Below are 21,295 nucleotides of genomic sequence, written 5' to 3'. Positions count from 1 at the left end.
AAACTTCCTTTTTCCTGCTCAGAACAAGAAAAGCGCAAGCAGCCATGTAGATTCGACGGGCATAAGACACGCTGTCGAAGCGGCGTTTTTTAGCCGCACAGCCAGAGTGGCTTATGACCCTAGAATCTGGCTGCTGGAGCTGGACAACAAAGAAAAGCGCAAGCGCCCGTGTAGCTCTGACGGGCATAAGCCAGACCGGCAAAGCGGCGCTCTTTGCCGCACAGTCGGGTTGGCTTATGACCCGAAGAGCTGGGCGCTGGAGCTGGACAAAGAAAAGCGCAAGCGCCCGTGGAGGTCCGATGGGCATAAGACGCTCCGGCGAAACGGCGTTTCTTCAGCCGTACAGCTGGAGTGGCTTATGGTCCTAGGAGCTGAACAATAAGAAAAGCGCAATTGCGTGATGCAAGTACTAGAATCATATACAATAATTCCCCCTATCTTCCCTTTTCAATTTTCTTTTTATTTCAACTATTTGGTTTTCATCCTTGCTTTCCTCTACTAAATGATTTAAGATTAAAAACATCGAAACAGAACGACTTATAACTTCATAAGATATTTCTTATCTAGAGAGACGGAGGGACTTGGCCCTGTGAAGTCTCAGCAACCAGTCTGACGAAGACTACGGTGCTAATTCCAATAGGCGCTGCCTACCAGATGAGAAGAATGCATTTCCAGACAGGGGCTTTCTTCTTTTGAAGAACAGCCCCTGTTTTATTGTTGAAAGGATGAGTGAAATGACAAAACACAGCTTGGAAACGTTATTGGTTCAACTAGGCAATCGCAGCGACGCGGCAACGGGAGCGGTCAACCCGCCCATATACTTATCGACGGCCTATGAACACCAAGGGCTTGGGCAATCAACTGGCTATGACTACACACGAACAAAAAATCCAACGCGTTCTGTTCTGGAAGAAGGATTTGCAGAACTTGAGGGCGCTGATGCCGGATTTGCCTGTAGTTCCGGCATGGCAGCCATCCAACTGGTTTTGTCTCTTTTTCGTCCAGGCGATGAACTATTAGTGCCGGAAGATATTTATGGCGGAACTTATCGCCTATTGGACCATTTTGCAGCAGCTTACAATATCCACCCGAAATATGCAGCGTTTGAAGATGTACAGGACACCGAAGAAAAAATTACGATAAATACCCGGGCACTCTTTATTGAAACACCGACCAATCCGCTGATGCAGGAAATCGACCTTGCCGCTTATGCCGGATTGGCAAAAAAACATAATCTGCTCTTGATTGTCGACAATACTTTCCTTACTCCTTTCTTCCAACAGCCGATCGAATTGGGAGCAGATATCGTCATCCACAGTGCCACAAAATACATTGGCGGACACAATGATGTTCTCGCGGGTCTAGTTGTTGCAAAAGGAGAAAGCATCTGTCAAAAACTCTCGATGTTCCATAACTCCGTCGGCGCGGTACTGTCGCCTTTTGATTCTTGGCTGCTAATCCGTGGATTAAAGACTTTGCCTCTGCGCATGCGTCAACATGAAGCCAATGCAAAAGCGATTGCCGCTTTTCTTGCCGAGCAGCCCGCGATTTCGGATGTACTGTATCCCGGAAGAGGCGGCATGCTGTCATTCCGCTTGCAGCAAGAAGAATGGGTCGGGCCTTTCCTGGAAAACATCAAGTTAATTACCTTTGCCGAGAGCTTAGGCGGCGTTGAGAGCTTTATTACGTATCCCGCTACCCAAACCCATGCAGACATTCCATTTGAAGAACGCACCAAACGCGGTGTTTGCAACCGGCTCTTGCGCTTCTCGGTCGGTGTCGAACTCGCTGAAGATTTAATTGCTGACCTGTCGCAGGCATTTTCGAAATTGAAAGAGGAGGTTGTTGAATATGACGGATCGTATTGAAACCAAGTTTATCCACTCTACCGGAGTTGACCCGCAAACTGGGGCCGTTAACGTACCCATCTACTTATCTTCCACATTTCATCAGAAGAGTCTTGATTCGTTTGGGCCTTTTGATTATAGCCGCTCTGGAAATCCGACTCGTCTGGCATTGGAAGAAACTATCGCTAACCTAGAAGGCGGCAAACGTGGATTTGCCTTTTCATCAGGAATGGCCGCTATTTCTTCCGCTTTCATGCTCCTATCTTCAGGTGATCACGTCCTCGTCTCAGAGGACGTCTACGGGGGAACTTACCGGTTCATTACCGAAGTTTTGGACAAATTTAATATCGAATACACATTCGTCAATATGACCGATTTGAACGAAATGGCGAACGCGATTCAGCCGAATACGAAAGTGGTTTATTTGGAAACTCCATCTAATCCGGTCATGAACATTACAGATATCGAAATCGCTGCAAAACTAGCGAAAGCCAATGGCTGCCTGACATTCGTCGACAACACATTCATGACGCCCCTTTACCAGAATCCGTTGGCGCTTGGTGCAGATATCGTTCTCCATAGCGCAACGAAATTCCTGTCAGGACACAGCGATGTCATCGCAGGACTTGCGGTGACTAAAGATGAAGAACTTGGAAACCGGCTGGGCTTTATTCAAAATACTTTTGGTTCGGTTCTAGGCGCACAAGATTCTTACTTGCTGATTCAAGGCATCAAGACATTGGGTGCCCGGTTGGGACAGTCGTCCGAATCGGCACGCACAATCGCAGAATATCTGCATAACCATCCATTGATCGAAGAAGTTTACTACCCAGGATTTTCATTTCATCCTGGCAATCCGATTCACGAACGCCAGGCCAGAAGCGCAGGCGCCGTTCTCTCCTTCCGCTTAGCTGATAAAAAATCAGCCCGTGTCTTTGTGGATCATTTGAGAATTCCCGTATTTGCTGTCAGCCTGGGTGCTGTTGAATCGATCCTGTCTTACCCAGCAACCATGTCCCACGGCTCAATGCCTGTCGAAGAACGTGAAAAACGTGGAATCACAGATGGCTTGCTGCGCTACTCTGTTGGCCTTGAACATCCGGATGATCTGGTCCAAGACCTAAATCAGGCATTGGCCCAAGTAGCCCGCCGTAATGGGCTGAGTATTGCTAATTAAACCAAGAACTTGCCGTATCAATAAAATACTAAATTATTGCCGAATTAGAACCCTTTTGCTAGTTAGCTAAAGGGTTCTTATATTTTGCGCAAGCCCGTTTTTCTAATGCGGAAATAACTCAATATACGGCTCCAAACCTGTGAAAGACGCAGAATCTCCTCCTTATTTTCTTTCTTAAAAAATGAGGAGTAAGATGAACAAGGCTGCTTCCCGCTATATATTCGACATATATATTGATAAAATATTGTTTTCCTCAAAATCTGGTTGACTTTATCAGTTAGCACCTTATAATTGAAAATGAGAATGATTTTCATTTGAAATATAACTTATACAATTAAGGGAGAGACACTCATGAACAAACTGATTTACGTCGTTTTGGCATTTTTACTTCTTGTTTTAACAGCATGTGGAAACACGGATACATCCGCTCCTGCAGCAGATGGCAATTCTGAAGAAGCAGCGGAAAGCACAGAGGTTAACTTATATACCGCAAGACATTATGATGTAGACGATGAATTATACAAAAAATTTGAAGAGGAAACCGGCATCAAAGTAAACCTCATCAAAGGGGAAGCAGATGAATTGCTCGAGCGCATCAAACGCGAAGGCGATGGCACCGAGGCAGACTTGTTCTTGACTGCTGATGCTGGCCGCCTGTTCCGTGCAAAAGATGATGGCTTGCTGCAAGCAGTATCAAGTGACCTGCTAAACGAACAAATCCCGGAAAATTTCCGTGACACTGACCAAATGTGGTACGGTTTAACAAAACGTGCACGCGTCCTTGTTTACAACAAAGAAACGGTAACACCTGAAGAATTATCAACGTACGAAGCGTTGACAGAAGATGAATGGAATGGCCGCGTATTAATTCGTGGTTCCGAAAATGTCTACAATCAGTCGTTGCTTGCTTCATTCATTGAGTTAAACGGTGAAGAAGAGGCAAAAGAATGGGCCGCAGGATTGGTAAACAATTTTGCACGTGACCCTGAAGGCGGAGACCGCGATCAAGCTAAAGCTATTGCGGCAGGCGTGGGTGATGTTGCGATTATGAATAGTTACTATTTCGGACAAATGCTGAACTCTGAAGATCCTGCAGAAGTTGAAGTGGCAGAAAGCCTTGGCCTGTTCTTCCCGAATCAGGAAACAGACGGAACTCACGTTAACGTTAGTGGAGCCGGTGTTGTCAAATCATCCCAAAATAAAGAAAATGCGATAAAATTGTTGGAGTTCCTATCTGCTCCTGAAGCACAAGGAACATTTGCAGAAGCGAATTATGAATACCCAGTAAATGAAGAAGTAGAACCATCTGAACTGTTAAAATCATGGGGTGAGTTCAAAGAGCAGGATATTTCGTTATCGGCTCTTGGAGAAAACAATGCCAAATCAATTTTGATTTTTAATGAAGTCGGCTGGAAATAATCAATAGGCTCGACCCTTGCTGCATTTTGCAGCAAGGGGTTTCTTGTTATTGGAAAGGTGGACAAAGCGATGCAAAGAAGATTGGCAAACGTAAATATTTGGACGGTCACGGCCATGGCGATTATCACTGCGTTGTTTTTGCCAAACATCACAATTGTGACGGGGCTTTTTACTCCCTCTAATGAAAACTGGGAGCATATGAAAGAGTTCGTTCTGTGGTCGTTCATCAAAAACTCATTGATTCTCGTTGTCGCTACTGCCGGCGCAACGATATTCATAGGCTTGAGCCTGGCTTGGCTGATTGCCCAGTACCAGTTTCCTTTCCGGCGATTTTTCAAATGGGCACTAATCCTCCCTCTTTCCATACCACCTTTTATTGGAGCCTATACGTACCACGGAATTTTCAACTATACGGGTGTGATACAGACCACACTTCGTGATCGTTTTGGCATGGAACTAAATCCGGCTTACTTTGACATCATGAATTTGCCCGGTGCCATTTTTATTTACACAGTTTTTCTCTATCCTTATGTCTATACCATTACACAAGTTTTCCTGTCGCAGCAATCTGCTTCTTTGATAGAAAGTACACGGCTTCTTGGAAAAGGCCCATGGCGCACATTTTTCCAAGTGGTTGTACCGATATCCCGTATATCCATCATTGCTGGCGCCAGTTTAGTCGTTTTGGAAGTGTTGAACGATTACGGAGTGGTGAAATACTACGGCATCCAGACCTTTACAACGGGTATTTTTCAAACTTGGTTTGGTCTTGGAGATATTGAAACCTCCATTAAGTTGGCAGCTTCTTTAATGGGCTTTGTAATTGTCATATTGCTGATTGAAAAAGTGCTGCGAGGCAGGCGCCAATATAGCTATTCTTCCACCAAGGTTCGTCCGCTGCCCTTGATTCAATTAACGGGTTGGAAGGCAGTCGCTGCTGCTGGTTATTGTTTAAGCATACTGGCATTAGGATTTTTCATACCGATTGCTCAATTGATCGAGTGGACGATTTTAACGTTTGGAACCATTCCATTAGATGAATTTATGTCCTATATGAGAAATTCGATTGTCGTAGCAGGCTTAAGTGCGACAGCCATAATTGTGTTTGCATTAATTGTTGGCAACTTTGCACGCCTGGTCCAAGGAAGGTTCGCTAAGTTGTTGCCAAAACTGACAGTTCTCGGCTACTCTATTCCTGGCGCCGTTATAGCGGTGGCAGTCGTAACCGCCTTTGTGGCATTGGATGAATTTCTCGCGCCGCTTTACCGAATGGCTGGCATGAATACGACGCTGGTTCTTAGTGTCAGCATCATCCTGCTCATCACTGCTTACATCATTCGTTTTTTTGCCATTGGCTACAGTTCTATAGAGACCGGTTATGACAAAATCGGTACTGATTTTCAGGATGCCTCCCGCCTCCTTGGAGCTGGGCTGACAAGAACTTTCTTCAAAGTAGATATGCCCATGATGAAAGGTGCCATCATTAGTGGATTCATCCTTGTTTTCATTGATGTGCTGAAAGAAATTCCATTGACTTTGATTTTGAGGCCTTTTAATTTTGATACACTTTCCACAAAAGCTTTTCAATACGCAAGTGATGAAAAAATTATGGAAGCTTCCCAAGCTTCTTTATTGATAGTAGGTATCAGTGCCCTGGCCATTGTGATCTTTTATAAGTTTCTCGAGAAGGAGATGGACTGACATGTTTGTATCAATCGAAAATCTTAGTTTTTCTTATGCCAATACAAAAGCAACTGCACTCAATAGTTTTTCATTGCAGATTAAAAAAGGCGAGGTCATTTCGATTCTAGGGCGGAGCGGCAGCGGCAAAAGCACTGTTTTGCGCCTATTGGCCGGACTTGAAAAACCTTCTGTCGGCAAGGTTTCTATCCAAGATGAAGTGCTTGTGGATGACCGGACTTTTGTACAGCCTGAAAAACGTGGAATCGGCATGGTTTTTCAAGACTACGCATTATTTCCACATCTGACGGTTGCCGATAATATCATGTTCGGGCTCTTCCGAATGAAACGGGCAGCCAAGCGAATCCGCCTTCAGGAAGTTTTGGAGCTGGTGGAGTTGCAGGGCTATGAAAAACGCTATCCTCACCAACTGAGCGGCGGCCAGCAGCAACGTGTAGCAATTGCCAGAGCGCTCGCTCCAAATCCCCATCTCCTGCTGCTTGACGAGCCGTTTAGTAATTTGGATGCCGAACTGCAGGAAAAAATACGCAAAGAATTACGAGATATTTTGAAAAAAGCAAATATCACATCCATTTTTGTTACCCATGATGAGAAAGATGCCCATATCCTGGCAGACCGCATCGTCAAAATTAAAAATGGACAGACTGAGTTTATTGGTCGCCCATGTGACCTGATTGATGTTTATCGCCAGGAACAGCATAATCTACCGGCTGTTTCAGAAGAAAAAGAACTCATTTATACGTAAAAATAGCCAGCACTCGCTTTTTAACAAGCGATGTGCTGGCTATTTTTTATTGCTTATAGGGTTTATTTGAGTATTGAGCATTTGCAGTCGTTCAGAGAAAACGCAAAAAACCCATCCGTCATTAAAACGGATGGATTTCTTCTATTATAATATGCGATTATCTCCGACCGCTGATAAACTCGCTGTTTTTTGCAGAATATCGTCCTTTTCGATTGTTTTGCGGGCAACACCCGTTTCAATCGCCGCTTTGGCAACTGCGGCTGCAACCGCTGATGCGACGCGTACGTCGAATGGTTTAGGTATGACGTACTCTTCATGCAATTCATGCGTTTCCAATAAGCCTGCAATCGCTTCAACGGCTGCGATCTTCATGGCGTCGTTAATGTCTGTCGCCAACACATCCAATGCTCCTCTAAAGAGCCCTGGGAAAGCTAATACATTATTGACTTGGTTCGGAAAATCAGAACGTCCCGTACCGACTACTCGCGCACCTGCTTGTTTTGCTAAATGCGGCAGAATTTCGGGATTGGGATTGGCCATGGCAAAGATGATGGCGTCGCTGTTCATGGTGCGAACCATTTCTTCGGTCAATGCGCCTTCTGCCGAAACCCCGATAAAGACATCTGCCCCTGCGATGACATCGGCCAATAATCCTCTCTTGCGTTCGTAATTGCTCATTTCAGCCACTTCTTCTTTAAATGGATTCATGCCCTTTTCGCGCCCTTTATAGATGGCCCCTTTCGTGTCACACATGACGAGATGGGCAAAGCCAAATTTGCTCAGCAGTTTGACGATGGCAATCCCTGCAGCGCCTGCACCGTTCACCACAACTTTGGTTTCTTGAACATCTTTGCCGACCAACTTCAAGGCGTTGATCAAACCAGCAAGAGTAACAATGGCTGTCCCATGTTGATCATCGTGAAACACGGGAATGCCCATTTCCTTCTTCAGACGCTCTTCCACTACGAAACAAGTAGGGGCTGAAATATCTTCGAGATTGACACCGCCAAAGCCGGGTTCCAGCAATTTCACCGTTTGGATAATCGTTTCTGCATCTGTCGTGTCCAAACAGATTGGAAATGCATCCACTCCTGCAAATTCTTTGAATAAAATAGCCTTTCCTTCCATCACTGGCAATGCGGCAAGCGGACCAATATTGCCAAGTCCAAGGACTGCAGTGCCGTCTGTAATTACTGCCACCATATTGCTCTTCATCGTATAGTCATGGACCTTTGCCGGATCTTCAGCAATTTCCCGGCAAGGTTCAGCGACTCCTGGAGAATAGGCGAGGCTCAAGTCTCTTTCATTTTCTACTGTCACTTTTGACCGAATCTCCAGTTTCCCTTGATGCGCCCTGTGCAGTTGCAACGAATCGTTTTTCAGCGTAGACATGTGCCTCATCTCCCTTTATGCATAATGGTTTATTATAAAGGGTATTCGCTTAATTGAAAGACTTTTCTGTCAATTTAAGAATTATTCAGACTTTAGACGGAGAGAGCAGCATTTTCAGATTGCTGTCCAACCCCCATCAACTTTGATGGTTTCACCGGTCACAAAATTTGCCAAATTGGATGCCAGGTACAGTACGGCTCCAGAAATATCTTCCGGCTGAGACAACCCATCCAGCAAGATCCGGTTGTCGACATCCTGTTTAAATTCCTTGTCTTCGAACATACTGGCAGTCAACTCGGTTTCAATAAAAGTCGGTGCTACTGCATTGACATGTATTCCCTGCTTTGCCCACTCTACAGCCAATGCCTTGGTCATCTGCACAAGGCCGCCTTTGCTTGAGCAATATGCTGCGCGCTTGACATAGCCAACAAATGCCATTTGAGAAGCAATATTGATGATACGGCCGCTGTTTTGCTGGAGCATATACTTGGCTGCTGCCTGGCTCGCAAAAAATGCCGTTTTTAAATTCAGATCCAGTACCGTGTCCCAATCCTCTTCCGTCACTTCTATTGCAGGTTTGGCGATATTGACTCCAGCATTGTTGACCAGCACATCAATGGTGCCAAACACAGAAGCCGCTGCATCGATCAGCTTTCGGACTTCTGCAATATCGCTTAAATCTCCTGAAACCGCCATGCATTTCGGGTTATGCCTTTGCAACTCTAAAAGCGCAACGTCAAGAGCCGTTTTATTTCTCCCTGAGATGACTACATTGGCGTTCAGTTTTGCAAAAGTCAATGCAATCTCTTTGCCAATGCCTTTACTGCCGCCCGTAACAACAATAGTTTTGTTTTCCAGTTCCGAAAAATATCCGCTCATTCCTTGTCCCCCGCCTTTAAATCGTTTTTTAGGAAATGGATTAAGGTTTGTTCCCGCTCTTCGTTCAGCTTTGCCGAAACTTCAGGCTCCCACGAATAAAATCCTTGTCCTGTTTTGTCCCCTAGCTTGTTTTCTGCTGCAAGTGTCGACAAGGTTTCACCTGAACGCTGATCTGTCGACAAATCTTCAAATAAGTAATTGGAGATGGCTGAAAAAACATCGAGCCCACCCATATCCGCCGTCATCAGCGGTCCTGTCACCGGCAGCCTTCTGCCGATGCTGTAAGTTACTGCTGCATCAATATCTTCTTTAGACGCGGCTCCAGCATCCAGCAGCGCTTGGGCTTCTCGGAACAGAGCATATTGCAGACGATTGCCGATAAAGCCCGGAAGTTCTTTATGAAGCAAAATGGGCTTTTTGTTCATGGCTTTCAAAACGGCCATTGCCCGCTCGACAGTTTCGTCATCTGTCTGTTCACCTCTCACCACTTCCACTAACGGAATAAGATGCCCTGGATTCCAGAAATGCGTGACGACAAAACGGTTGGGGAGTTTCATCTCTGCTGCCAGTAAACTCGGTTTAAATCCAGAAGTATTGCTGGCAATTACGACTTCCGCACTCACCAGTTTTTCTAATTTATTGTAAAGATCCTTTTTCAGCTCCAGAACTTCCGGGACCACTTCAATAATGAAAGTTGAATCTAAAACGGCTTCTTCCAGCGAAGTCGTCAACCGTATGCGTTTTTTGATTTCTTTTGCTTGTTCGGCAGTAAACAGCTCATTATCTGCCATTGTTTTGAGTTTGTTGCTCAAACCTCTGTCCGCGTTTTCAAGATCCTGCGCGTTGATGCCGTAGACAGTTACCGGTTGTTGGGACCAGGCCGCTGATAAGGCAATAGAATGGCCCATCGTTCCTGCTCCAAGAATTGAAATTTTCTCCATCATTTGCACCTCTTTCGATTAGATAACGAAAAATGCCCAACAAACGCTCTAAGTTCAGGTTTGTTGGGCACTTGCATCTTATAGTCCTAATGAGAACAGTATAACTGCCAGTACGGCACCGAGCAATGGGACAACAACTGTCAATGCACCAAAGGCCGGATAAGCATCACGGTGCGTTTCACCAGCGATTGACCGAATCGTTGTTACCACATAACCACCTTGTGGCAATGAATCAAGCGAACCGGAAGAAATGGCAACCGTCCTATGCAAGGCTTCGGGATCGACACCCATGTCCAAATAATGCGGTGCAAGCAACGGCAAAGCGATGGCTTGTCCTCCAGATGAAGAACCCGTCAAGCCAGCAATGACTGCGACGGCCAAAGCTCCGCCAATCAACGGACTGCCTGGAATTCCTGTCATGACATCAACTGCCGCTTCAAAAGAAGGCGTAACTCGGACAACCCCACCAAACCCGACCACAGCGGCTGTATTGGCAATGGCGATCACTGCTCCTAGCGCACCTTCACTGAAAGCATTGCCGATGTCGCGGAAATACTTTCGATTGATCACATAAGTTGCGAGAATCCCGCCGCTTAAAGCAATAATCAATGCAGAAGTTCCAAGCGAATCGTGAAAAATAAACGAAATGGCCAACACTACAACCAAAGGAATCATACTAAGAAGTGGATTCGGCAATTCTTGCCGTTCTTCTGCAGAGGGATCGGTTTTACGAGCTGTAAATCGCTCCCCTTTTGCCATAGCTTTAGAAATCATTTTCTTCAGCCACCAGTAGCCAAAGACCATCATGAACAATGCAACAAGGATGCTGACTTCCCAGCCTGCATATGGCGTAGTTCCCAAAAACTCAATGGGAATCCAGTTTTGGATTTCCGGAGAACCAGCGGAAGTCATTGTGAAAGTAGTAGAGCCAAATGCAAGTGCCGCCGGTATAAACCGGCGCGGCAAATCTGCTTGTCTGAACAAACTTAGCGCCATCGGATAAACCGAGAAAGCCACAACAAACAGGCTGACGCCACCATAAGTCAAGACCGCACAAGCCATAACTACGGCCAATGCAGCGCGCTTCATACCAATTTTGCCAACGATCCATTTCGATACGCTGTCGGCTGCGCCACTGTCTTCCATTACTTTACCGAAAATAGCGCCGGCCAGGAACATCAAATACCAAGAGGCGATAAATCCTGTAAAGCCGGTCATGTAATTTGTTAAGAAATTGGCTGCCCCTTCCTCAGCAAGCTGAGGAAACACAGGCAATCCATTCATCAATGCCACAAACAAAGCGGTCAACGGTGCTGCAATAAGCAAGTTCATGCCGCGCATCGTCAAATAAATCAATAGCAACAAGCCACCAAACATTCCAATCATGCCCAGCATGTGAAATCCCCCCATACCCCTTAAGTTTAATTATTTACTGCCGTATCTTCTGACTCTAAGGAGCGCTTGTTCTGCGTGTCCTGCAAAGTTTTCAAGCTGGCATAGGCGTGCTGCGTATTCGCCGATATAGGCGCTCGCTTCAGGCGTTACCTTCTGATAGGTCACGGTTTTGATGAACTTTCCAACCCATAGTCCTCCGGTATAACGAGCAGCACCTTTTGTAGGCAGCGTGTGGTTGGTCCCAATCACTTTGTCTCCATAAGCTACGTTTGTTTCAGGTCCAAGAAACAGGCAGCCGTAATTCGTCATATGTTCCAGGAAATAATCCGGATCTTCTGTCAGAATTTCAACGTGCTCAAATGCCAAGCGATCGGCTTCAATGCGTGCTTCTTCAATGGAATCGACCAATAAAATCTGTCCGTAGTCTTCCCATGAAACACGTGCAACATCTGCAGTTGCCAATGTTTCCAATTGGCGTTCGATTTCTTTTACGGTTTCATTCGCCAACTCTTCTGAAGTAGTTATCAAGGCACCAGGTGAAGTGGGTCCGTGCTCTCCTTGTCCTAAAAGATCGGTTGCCACCATTTCGGCATCCGCCGTGTGGTCTGCAACCACCAAAGTTTCAGTCGGTCCGGCAAACAAATCAATTCCGACGCGCCCGTACAATTGGCGCTTCGCTTCTGCTACAAATGCATTACCCGGTCCAACAATCATATCGACTGACTCGATGGTTTCGGTTCCAATCGCCATCGCTGCCATCGCCTGGATTCCACCAAGCAGATAAATTTCATCAGCGCCTGCCAGTGACATCGCCGCAATTGTCGCATTCGGAATTTCTCCATTAATCGGAGGCGTGGAAGCGATTACACGTTTGACCCCAGCAACTTTAGCCGTCAACACACTCATATGTGCAGAAGCGACCATTGGGTAGCGTCCACCCGGAATGTAGCATCCGACACTATTGACTGGAATGTTTTTATGGCCGAGAATGACACCCGGAATGTTTTCAACTTCAACATCATTCATCGAAGCCAGTTGAGCTTCTGCAAATTCACGAATATTTTTTTGAGCAAACTTAATGTCGTCAATCACACTGTCTGGAACATTGGAAACGATTTCATTTATCTGCTCTTGAGTTAAGCGGAAAGATTCTGGTGCCCATTTGTCAAATTTCTCGGAAAGCTCACGAACCGCTTTGTCACCATCTGCTTCAACAGCTTTCAAAGCATCGGAAACGATTTGCGACACTTTCGAATCATTAGCACTTACTTCTTCCGGTGATTTTCCTGCTTTCAACACTTTCATCATATCAATTCCTCCATTTTTTTATTTTGAATACGTATGCAATAGTAGAACTATTTAGAGAATAGGTGAATTCACAACGAATGTCAACACCTATTATGTCGTTTTGCGTTCAATAAATGCGCCTTCTACTTCCACAGACTGCGCCGCTCCTGTGTATTCAGCAATTTCGGAAAATAAATATTTCACTGTCTTTTCCACCATTTTCTCGATGGGCTGTTCCCAAGTGGTAAGCTCGTAACCAGGCCAAGAAGCCATTTCAATGTTATCAAACCCAACTACTTTGACTTGTTCCGGGACATCAATGCTCTTTTTTTGCAACGCATCTAAAACGCCAAGCGCCATAATGTCATTTGCTACAAAAAAAGCGGAAGGAAGTTCTTCAGTTTTGATAATGTTTAGCGCCGTGGCATAGCCGCCCTCGTAAGTATAATCCGAAGTATGCTTTTTATAGCTCATATTTTGCTTTGCCAATACTTCGCTGAATCCTTTTTCGCGTTCCAGGCTGGTTGATGTATTTTCATTCCCTGAAATATAAGCCAAATCAGTGGATCCTTGTTTGAGTAAATATTCGGCTATTGCCCGTCCTGCATTTAAGTTATTGCAGCACACCGAATAAAAATTTGAACTGCTTAGTTTTCGGTTAAAAAACACCAGAGGAATATGATTTACGCGAAAGCTTTCTGCCACATTCAGTGACATGGTCGCATCCGTAATAATCACTCCGGCAACATTGTAGTTTAATAAAGTTTCGACGTCTTCCGGTTGGATTTCATCGTTATTGGTATGTACAAACAGCACGCTGTAGCCGTACCTTTTAAATGAGGCCGTGAACTGTGTCAACACTTGCGGATAAAAAGGATTTTGCACGCCTTTCATTACCAGGCCGATGATTTTCGTGCGGTTGGTAATTAGGCTCCTCGCAAACTCATTTGGCCGATAGCCCAGTTCTTCTGCGGCAGCCAATACTTTTTGGCGTGTTCTCTCCGACACTTTTGCCCCTTCAAAATAGACTCTGGAAACAGACGACTGTGAAACGCCTGCGAGCTTTGCCACGTCTTTTGCATTGATCGTAGATTTCATTTTATTCAACCCTTTTCACTAATCTCGAACTCTAGCTTACACCATATTTATTGTCTTCGCATCCATTTGATGCACAGTGAAAAGCCTGCCATACAGATGGCAGGCTTTCACAAACCTTACGCTTTAGGATAAATGAAACGAATCATCGTAAAGCGGCTTCATATGCAAAACATATTCTTTTTTCACTTCTTCAATATCGTAAATTTCACCAGGATGGTCGGGACTGCTCATTTGCTCTACCTGTTCATGAACCAAATCAGCAAAGTACTTTCCACAAGCAACATCTTTTGGGTATTTCGCTTTTACTTTAGCTACCAGTTCTTCATTCAAAGTTTGGTTAAACGCATGATACATGGCGGCATTGACAATCGTCAATGACTTTTTAGAAGCGTAGGACACCATATAATAATTCCCGTAACGGTCCTTCAGCAAATCTCTCTTTGCTCTAATTTCCATAACTTCGCCCTCCTTCCGTTCTATACTGTTCCATACCCTTCCGCATCACCCCAAAAACAGTCCGGAAAAATATCCCGGACTGAATCAATATCAGTAATCTTTTTTTGGCAAATAAGACAACGATACTTTTAAATTGGCGTTGCGTTCCCGAATTTGATCGAGCAGTTCTCTGTCTTTTGTATCGGGCTTGCAGCGAATCGAAAACGTATACAAAATCATCGTGCCCAAATTGGTCGTCTCGACTTGCCGCAATTGATGGTCCACTGTTTTGTCTTTGAGAATATCGTCAATCAAGTTTTCATGATTTAAATTTTCTGGAACCGTTACTTTCAAAATTTGTGTATCCCGTCCTTCTGCATAATTTGTTTTGAAGAGAAAATAGAAAACCCCACATGCGAACAAGGTCAACAGGATCGCCAGCTGGAATTGAAACAAGCCACACGTCATCCCTACACAAAGACCGAAGAAAATATACGCGATGTCCTTAGCGTTCGTAACAGCACTCCGGAAACGAATCAACGAAAAAACAGCAAACAATCCGAAAGCGACGCCTGCATTCCCGCTAACCACATTCATAACCACCGAAACGACCACACTCATCATGATGATGGTATGCACAAAATCCTGCGAATAGTTTTCTCCGTTGAATGTGTACTGATAAACCGTGGTAATGATCAGGCTTAGAACCAATGCCATGGCCATTGCAGCCAGGCTCATCCAAATCGTGGACTCGCCTGTCTCCGTGTTGTAATTAAATAACTCATTAATAAAAGTCATGTCTGCTTCCTCCTCTTGTGGTGTTTTCGAATTCTGTTTCCAGCGTAAAAAGTTCGCCATCGAGCAATTCCGTGCTGGTACAGAATTTCGAAGCGCTGCGTTGCTCGCAATTGAGGTTCTGCAGGATTCGAACAAGCCAGAGAGGTACGCTGTGGTCTACTTTCACTTCTAACACAACCAAATTCGGATCGATAAAGAAGTCGCCATAAGCTCCGTGTTCCAACTGCAAATCCTGCTTGCGGCACCTCAAATTAAAATCAAACGTAATGCGAAGATCTTCATCGTCTAGGCCATGTAGTGCATGACGGTCATAACTGACAATCATTTCAGGCCGGAGATCGTAATACGTGATAAAATAGTCAATTTCTTTTAATACCTGCCGATTCGACACTTGAAAATGATCCAAACCATCTCGGGATCCTTCTCCTAAATACCGATACGCTTCAGCAAGCGGAATTACGGCACGGCGTTTGTTAACAACGTTTTTATGCTTTTGCTTTACTTCAAAAAATGCAGACCCAGCCAGGTCGGTATTCCCGTAGACACGAAGCCGCAACTTTTGCCGATACTGCAATTTGTTCTTTGTTTCAAAATAAATTTGCTTTGCGTCATTATCAAAATACAGGCTGGTGACTGTATACTTTCCATTGTCACCATTTCTATCGCTTCGCATGCGATTGCCGAACTCTTCAATTAACTGCCCATACTGTTCTTTGCTGATCAAGTACTTTTGTTCTTTCCTGCAAAATATTTCAATCGCCAAAATCTTCGCCCCCTTTTTTTTATTTGCATTAACTTTATAAAGTTAGTGTAATCTCCGTTTCTGTGAACACTGTGAGATACATATTAAAATTTGCTGAGTTGCTGCAAAATTTAGTGGTTCGTCCTTTATAAACTCTACTTTTTTTGAAAAAACGTACACGTAAAAACCCATCTGCCAAAAGCAGACGGGTTTGATGAATTTGTTTAATTGAGCAGAAAAGCAGGAATTCCCCATGAAACCTATAAACGCAGCAGCTGGACTTTTTCCGGTTTTTTCTTTATATCCAAAACAGATTTAATATCAAAAACAATTCCACGTTTTTCAATCAATAAGTCATCAAACTGCTCCCATCCCGCTTCTTTATACGGTTTATGCGGAACAGCCAAGATGACGGCATGGGCCGGTTCCAATTCTTGAAGAGTCAGAAGTTTCGACTTGTAAAGTTTTTCAGCGTCTTCCCTTGGGGCATATGGATCGGCAATTTGAACATCCAGTCCATGTTTTTTCAGTTCCAGTACAATATCAATCACTTTTGAATTTCGCAAATCAGGCACTTCCTCTTTGGAAGACAGACCTAAAATAATGACACGGCCAGCAGCCGGAGTGATATTGTTTTGCGACATTTTTTCGATCAGCGACTGTGCAATAAATTGCCCCATGCCCTCGTTAATAGCACGGCCAGCCAAAATTACATCAGCACGCTGCCCGACTGATTGCGCTTTGCTTGCCAAATAAAAAGAGGCGAGTTCAATTCCTTGTCCCCCCACCAAATTAGGAGAGGCTTTTATAAAATCACGCCTGCTACCTGCAGTTTCCAATACTTGCTGTGTATCAATTTTTAACCGTTCACAAACCAATGCCAACTCGTTCATCAGCGCCACATTGACATCCCACTGGATATGTTCAATCAAATTGGCGGTTTCTGCGACACGGATGGATGGTGCTTTATGTATTCCGGCCCCATCAATGCTTTCATATACAAGAGCTAAAAACTCTGTCACTTCTTCATTTTGGCCAGCAACAACTTTTTTCATTTTTAAAAATCTGTTCTTTTTATCTCCAGCCAAAATTCTCGATGAAGAATAGCCGACAAAAAATTCTTTGCCGCTTTCATAACCTGAGTACTTTTCCAATAGCGGAATACAGATTTCTTCGATCATTCCTGGTGCCACTAAGGACTCATAAACCACTACTGTCCCTTTCTTCATATGTTCGCCGACACATTTACTGGCTTGGTTCAAAGCTGATAAATCGGGCACGTTATTTTCATCAATCGCGGATGGCACAGTCACAATAATGAATCCCGCTTCCAGTAAGTCCACAGGATTAGCTGTAAAAAAAATAGTCGTTTTTGCAAATTCTTCTCGGCTTACTTCATTTGTTTTATCGAGTCCTAATGTTAAGGCTTGAATTCTTTCTCTATCTATATCATAGGCGATCACAGGATATTTTTGGTTAAAAGCAACTGCTATGGGCAATCCGACATATCCCAGCCCAACTACTGCTATTTTCAGTTTTTGCAACATGCGGACGTGTGCCCCCTTCTTTGGTTCTTTTCAGCATACTCTCCAGATAGTTAAAGATTGCCTGAAGAATTTTAAATAATAACTAGGATACATTCGATTTAAAATCAAATTAAAGTAGATTTTCTCTTTCCATAAGGGAACTAAGTAACATAACTTCACCAGTTGAGGTTAAGGCCAACTTCCAAGAAATCACATCATCTGTTTTATTCTTCAAGTGCAAATTGATAGCAAAAGACTTCAGATGGTCAAAATATGGAAGTTGGCTTCCCGCAAAAACAAATCGTGTTTGGGGATGCTTGCTGATTTTTTCTAGTGTGTTTAAATTGTAGGCATAGGAACTAAGATTGCCTTCTTGGTCCATTCCACATGAAATTCCTCCAAGTTCATCTGGATGTTTAGAGATGCTCTCTGTAGTCCCAATCTCCAAACATCCAGACAGCAAAGAAACCGTATTGTTTTCGCAATAGGTCACTAGATGGATGGTGTTTAAGGTATATGGAAAGATTTTGTTCAAGAAAGGATGCTGTATAATCATGTCATCATTTTGAAATGGTATGTCTCTGCAAAACTCATTTGGCTCACCTTCAAATTGAGAATCACTGATGTATTTTTCTGTTCCCATTCGCTCTCACCCTTCTCATTCGTTATTGCCTGATAATTGAAACAACCAGTTTCCGTGCTTCATCATCTGTAGCAGTTTTTAGCTTCTTTAAAAGCCGGGCCATCTCAATTTGGCTCACTTCAGTTTGCTTTGGAATTGTTCTGCGCAGCACTCCATCCCTTTGTTCAAATATGCCCTCTCTGCTGAATTTGGTGTCTTCACTTCCAGCTTGCAAAACATTTAGCACTGCACGAATCATCGGTTCTGTGTGCTCAATCAATCGATCAGCTCTCTCAGAAGAATCCTTTGTAGTGAGATTTTTAGGCAATCGAACAATTGTGTAACGGGTAAAACTGGTCATTGCAACACTTTCTGCTGTCATTTCTGCCAGTCTTTTCGCTGCGTCCTTCAGATTGCCGGGCTTTCCTGCCTGTTCAGAAGAAATCATGACAAATGAGCTGATACGATGGCGATTGGCGGCTTCTGCAACATTGTTTGTTCCAAAAACATTGGCATACAGAGCAGCATCTGGCATCTCCTCTGCACCAAACAGTTGCTGATGGCCCGATGTATGATAAATGATTTCAGGCATATGCCTACCGACAGTTTCAAAAATCTGTTTCTTATTTTGAATGTTGACGATGATAGGAATGATTTCCGTATATCTTCCGAGCTTCTTTTTCAGCTGACTCTCAATCAAAATCAGTGATTTAGGTCCATTTCCAACCAGTAAAATTTGTGCCGGTTGAAATTGGACTAACTGCTGGCAAATTTCTGAACCAATCAACCCTCCAGCACCCGTCACCATAATGATTTTATCTGTCAAATGAGTCGCTGTCGGCAAAGTTGCATGCACTAGTTTTTCTTCGATAGTTTCAAATCCATTCAATACAAATGTGCGTAAATGACGAAAGACAACAAGAAAAGGCACAAGGGCATGATGAAGAAATTCGAGTACTTTCTGCTTATTCACCTTCATGCTTTGCTCCCTTCCCTGCCGAATCCTGCTAATCACTCATTGTAATTATGGTAATAGTAGTTTTCTTTCGTCATTGGATAGTTATTCAAAACGACGCCTAAAATAAATGCTTTCGCAGTTGCCAACGAATCACGCGCTTTTTCAACACTGATCTTTTCCGATTTTCCGGTATTGACTACCAATACTGTGCCATCGCATTTATTCGCAAGAATTTTTGAATCGGTTACAGATAAAATAGGTGGGGAGTCGATAAGGATATAATCATACATTTCCCGCATTTCTACCAGCAATTCATCCAATGCATCCGACTCCAGCAACTCCGCTGGGTTCGGAGGGATTTGTCCACTCATCAGCAAATCCAAATGTTGAATTCCGCTCGCTTTTACCGATTGTTTCAGCTTGCCTTTTCTTAGCAATAAGTTGGATAACCCAATATTATTGCCCAGTTGGAAAGTCCTGTACAAGGTAGGACGCCGCATATCTGCATCAATCAGCAAAACTTTTTTACCGGTTTCGGCAAAAACAATCGCCATATTTGCAGCGGTTGTAGACTTTCCTTCCTCCTTAGAGGCAGATGTAAACAAGATGACTTTCGAATCCAAACCGGGAGTGGAGAAATTGATATTGGTCCGGATTGTCCGGTATTGTTCTGCGGCAATTGATTGTGGATTAGTACGAGCCACCAATTTTCGCGGCATTAGCCTTTTTGTCTTTTTCATTATCCGCATGTAAATCCTTCTCCAATCTGTTTGTTAGATTTAATGGCTTTTCCATTTTCAACTGGCTGTCCACTGGACTGACAACACCCAGAACATGAAGACCCACCATCTCTTCAATATCTTCTTCTGACCGGACTGTTGTATTCAATTGTTCCAGAATCAAGGTAGCGCCGATTCCTAAAACAAGCCCGACAATCGCTCCAATCGCCATGTTAAAAACTGGATCCGGGCGAATCGGTGCAGGGTTCTCTGCGGCTACAGCTGCAGCTAAGATACTAACATTGTCGATGTTCATCATTTGCTGGATTTCTTCCTGAAAAACATTGGCAGTCGTATTGGCGATAAGTACGGCTTCTTCCATTGAAGAACCTTCAACCGATAAGCTGACCACTTGCGAACTCTCGATATTGTTGACACTAATCCGCTCTGTCAAAGATTGAACTGTATCATCAAGTTGCAATTCCTCAATCACATTCGACAAAATTGCCGGGCTTTTAATGATGACGTTATAGGTCCCAATCAATTGCAGATTGGTATTGATGTCTAAGCTGTCGACATCCTGGCTGCTGACCGTGTTTTGATTGATTAAAATTTGTGTGGTGGCTTTGTAAACCGGTTTCATGATGGTATAGCTCGCAATTGCACTAAAGACAATAAAGGCCAATGTAACAAAAATGATTAATGCTTTTCTTTTTTGCATCGCTTTTAGGAATTTATTTAGATTGAATGTACTTTCCATAATTAGATCCTCCTAATGTTTATCCTTTGTAGTCACTATTTTAAAAGCAGAAGGTTAAAAGAATGTTAAATAATCTAAAAATTCAATAAAATAAAATAACTTGTAAACTGTTGCCAAACAAAAAAGCATTTGGCTCTAAGCAGCCGAATGCTTTTTACTCCACGATAAATTTGTAGCCAAAACCACGTACTGTTTGAATAAAACGTGGATGGGCTGGATCTTTTTCAATTTTTCTCCGCAAATTGCTGATGTGCACTTTTACGGTTCCGATATCTCCTTCAGAATAATAACCCCACACTTGATCATATAGCTGTTCAGCTGTCCAAACGCGGTTAGGCGTCTGTGCCAACAACAGCAACAGTTGGAATTCCTTGTGGTAAAGTTTTACCGGAGTTCCAGCAATATAAAGCTCACAAGCATCTACATGAATATGAAGATCTTCGTATTTTAAAATGCTCAACGGGTCTTCCTCACCACTTCTCCAGCCATTCCTGCGAAGAATAGCCCGTATACGCGCTTCCAGTTCGTTAAAATCGAAAGGTTTGGTGATGTAGTCATCGCCTCCTGCTTCAAGACCTTGAATTTTATATGCCAGCTCTTTCCGATAGCTTACGAATAAAATCGGCAAAGTTGTCTTCAAACGAATTTTTTTGCACACTTCCAATCCATTCATTCCGGGCATTTCAACATCCAGCAAAATCAGATCCGGCTTTGTCTGTTCAAGCAATTCCAGCGCTTTAAAACCATCTGCAGCCTGAAGGACGCTATAGCCTTTTTTCAGCAGAAACAGCCGCATCAACTCGCGAATTCCATCATCATCATCTACGATTAGTACAGTGGCAGCATTCATCTGT

21 protein-coding genes and 1 riboswitch are annotated in these 21,295 nt (G+C 43.8%); of the genes, 6 read left to right on the top strand and 15 right to left on the bottom strand.

What is annotated here, in order from left to right; all coding sequences use genetic code 11:
• Positions 1-106 precede the first annotated feature (106 nt).
• The 6 genes from AC4EHK_RS04685 (at position 107) to AC4EHK_RS04660 (ending at position 6,889) form a co-directional block, all read left to right on the top strand.
• On the top strand, positions 107-382 hold the full coding sequence (locus tag AC4EHK_RS04685; RefSeq protein ID WP_490977625.1) for a hypothetical protein: 276 nt from the start codon (positions 107-109) through the stop codon (positions 380-382).
• A gap of 174 nt (positions 383-556) precedes the next feature.
• Positions 557-661, top strand: a riboswitch (SAM riboswitch).
• 73 nt (positions 662-734) lie between these two features.
• Positions 735-1,868 (top strand): methionine biosynthesis PLP-dependent protein, encoded by a 1,134-nt coding sequence (locus AC4EHK_RS04680; protein WP_490977624.1) that lies wholly within the window; start codon positions 735-737, stop codon positions 1,866-1,868.
• Positions 1,852-3,024, top strand: coding sequence for a cystathionine beta-lyase (metC, locus tag AC4EHK_RS04675; RefSeq protein WP_490977623.1), 1,173 nt, complete (start codon positions 1,852-1,854; stop codon positions 3,022-3,024). Before AC4EHK_RS04680 ends, metC begins: the two co-directional genes overlap by 17 nt.
• Before the next feature lie 351 nt (positions 3,025-3,375).
• Complete coding sequence (locus tag AC4EHK_RS04670; RefSeq protein WP_490977622.1) at positions 3,376-4,443, top strand: Fe(3+) ABC transporter substrate-binding protein; 1,068 nt, start codon at positions 3,376-3,378, stop codon at positions 4,441-4,443.
• A 69-nt stretch (positions 4,444-4,512) separates the two neighbouring features.
• Positions 4,513-6,144 (top strand): ABC transporter permease, encoded by a 1,632-nt coding sequence (locus AC4EHK_RS04665; protein ID WP_490977621.1) that lies wholly within the window; start codon positions 4,513-4,515, stop codon positions 6,142-6,144.
• A gap of 1 nt (position 6,145) precedes the next feature.
• Positions 6,146-6,889: an ABC transporter ATP-binding protein gene (locus AC4EHK_RS04660; RefSeq protein ID WP_490977620.1), complete on the top strand. Its 744-nt coding sequence runs from the start codon at positions 6,146-6,148 to the stop codon at positions 6,887-6,889.
• Between the two features lie 144 nt (positions 6,890-7,033).
• On the opposite strand, the gene ystJ is transcribed toward AC4EHK_RS04660, so the two are convergent.
• The 15 genes from ystJ to AC4EHK_RS04585 form a co-directional block, all read right to left on the bottom strand.
• Positions 7,034-8,281 (bottom strand): NADP-dependent malic enzyme, encoded by a 1,248-nt coding sequence (ystJ, locus tag AC4EHK_RS04655; protein ID WP_490977619.1) that lies wholly within the window; start codon positions 8,279-8,281, stop codon positions 7,034-7,036.
• A 114-nt stretch (positions 8,282-8,395) separates the two neighbouring features.
• A complete protein-coding gene (locus AC4EHK_RS04650) occupies positions 8,396-9,160 on the bottom strand; it encodes an SDR family NAD(P)-dependent oxidoreductase (protein ID WP_490977618.1) in 765 nt (254 codons plus the stop codon).
• Positions 9,157-10,101, bottom strand: coding sequence for a 3-hydroxyacyl-CoA dehydrogenase family protein (locus tag AC4EHK_RS04645; protein ID WP_490977617.1), 945 nt, complete (start codon positions 10,099-10,101; stop codon positions 9,157-9,159). The genes AC4EHK_RS04650 and AC4EHK_RS04645 overlap by 4 nt, the downstream gene beginning before the upstream one ends.
• 78 nt (positions 10,102-10,179) lie before the next feature.
• Entirely contained in the window at positions 10,180-11,496 is a 1,317-nt protein-coding gene (locus AC4EHK_RS04640; protein WP_490977616.1) for a GntP family permease, read from the bottom strand.
• A gap of 30 nt (positions 11,497-11,526) precedes the next feature.
• Positions 11,527-12,804 carry a histidinol dehydrogenase gene (hisD, locus tag AC4EHK_RS04635; RefSeq protein WP_490977615.1) on the bottom strand — a complete coding sequence of 426 codons (1,278 nt, stop codon included), beginning with the start codon at positions 12,802-12,804 and terminating at the stop codon, positions 11,527-11,529.
• Between the two features lie 90 nt (positions 12,805-12,894).
• Positions 12,895-13,881 (bottom strand): LacI family DNA-binding transcriptional regulator, encoded by a 987-nt coding sequence (locus tag AC4EHK_RS04630; protein ID WP_490977614.1) that lies wholly within the window; start codon positions 13,879-13,881, stop codon positions 12,895-12,897.
• 123 nt (positions 13,882-14,004) lie between these two features.
• Positions 14,005-14,337, bottom strand: a complete 333-nt coding sequence (locus AC4EHK_RS04625) for a hypothetical protein (protein ID WP_490977613.1) — start codon at positions 14,335-14,337, stop codon at positions 14,005-14,007.
• A gap of 90 nt (positions 14,338-14,427) precedes the next feature.
• Positions 14,428-15,114 (bottom strand): DUF4956 domain-containing protein, encoded by a 687-nt coding sequence (locus tag AC4EHK_RS04620; protein ID WP_490977612.1) that lies wholly within the window; start codon positions 15,112-15,114, stop codon positions 14,428-14,430.
• Complete coding sequence (locus AC4EHK_RS04615; protein WP_490977611.1) at positions 15,101-15,877, bottom strand: polyphosphate polymerase domain-containing protein; 777 nt, start codon at positions 15,875-15,877, stop codon at positions 15,101-15,103. The genes AC4EHK_RS04620 and AC4EHK_RS04615 overlap by 14 nt, the downstream gene beginning before the upstream one ends.
• A gap of 239 nt (positions 15,878-16,116) precedes the next feature.
• Positions 16,117-17,403, bottom strand: a complete 1,287-nt coding sequence (locus AC4EHK_RS04610; protein ID WP_490977610.1) for a nucleotide sugar dehydrogenase — start codon at positions 17,401-17,403, stop codon at positions 16,117-16,119.
• Between the two features lie 109 nt (positions 17,404-17,512).
• The gene (locus AC4EHK_RS04605) at positions 17,513-18,025 is read right to left on the bottom strand and encodes a sugar-transfer associated ATP-grasp domain-containing protein (protein WP_490977609.1); all 513 of its coding nucleotides are present in this window, start codon (positions 18,023-18,025) and stop codon (positions 17,513-17,515) included.
• A gap of 22 nt (positions 18,026-18,047) precedes the next feature.
• Positions 18,048-18,983 (bottom strand): polysaccharide biosynthesis protein, encoded by a 936-nt coding sequence (locus AC4EHK_RS04600; RefSeq protein ID WP_490977608.1) that lies wholly within the window; start codon positions 18,981-18,983, stop codon positions 18,048-18,050.
• 32 nt (positions 18,984-19,015) lie between these two features.
• Positions 19,016-19,711, bottom strand: coding sequence for a CpsD/CapB family tyrosine-protein kinase (locus AC4EHK_RS04595; protein WP_490977607.1), 696 nt, complete (start codon positions 19,709-19,711; stop codon positions 19,016-19,018).
• Positions 19,653-20,441, bottom strand: coding sequence for a YveK family protein (locus tag AC4EHK_RS04590; RefSeq protein WP_490977606.1), 789 nt, complete (start codon positions 20,439-20,441; stop codon positions 19,653-19,655). Before AC4EHK_RS04590 ends, AC4EHK_RS04595 begins: the two co-directional genes overlap by 59 nt.
• A 154-nt stretch (positions 20,442-20,595) precedes the next feature.
• On the bottom strand, positions 20,596-21,291 hold the full coding sequence (locus AC4EHK_RS04585; protein ID WP_490977605.1) for a response regulator: 696 nt from the start codon (positions 21,289-21,291) through the stop codon (positions 20,596-20,598).
• Positions 21,292-21,295 lie beyond the last annotated feature (4 nt).

It is taken from the genome of Planococcus sp. TJ-307 (assembly GCF_058268435.1).
This window is presented reverse-complemented; position numbering and strand designations above follow the sequence as displayed.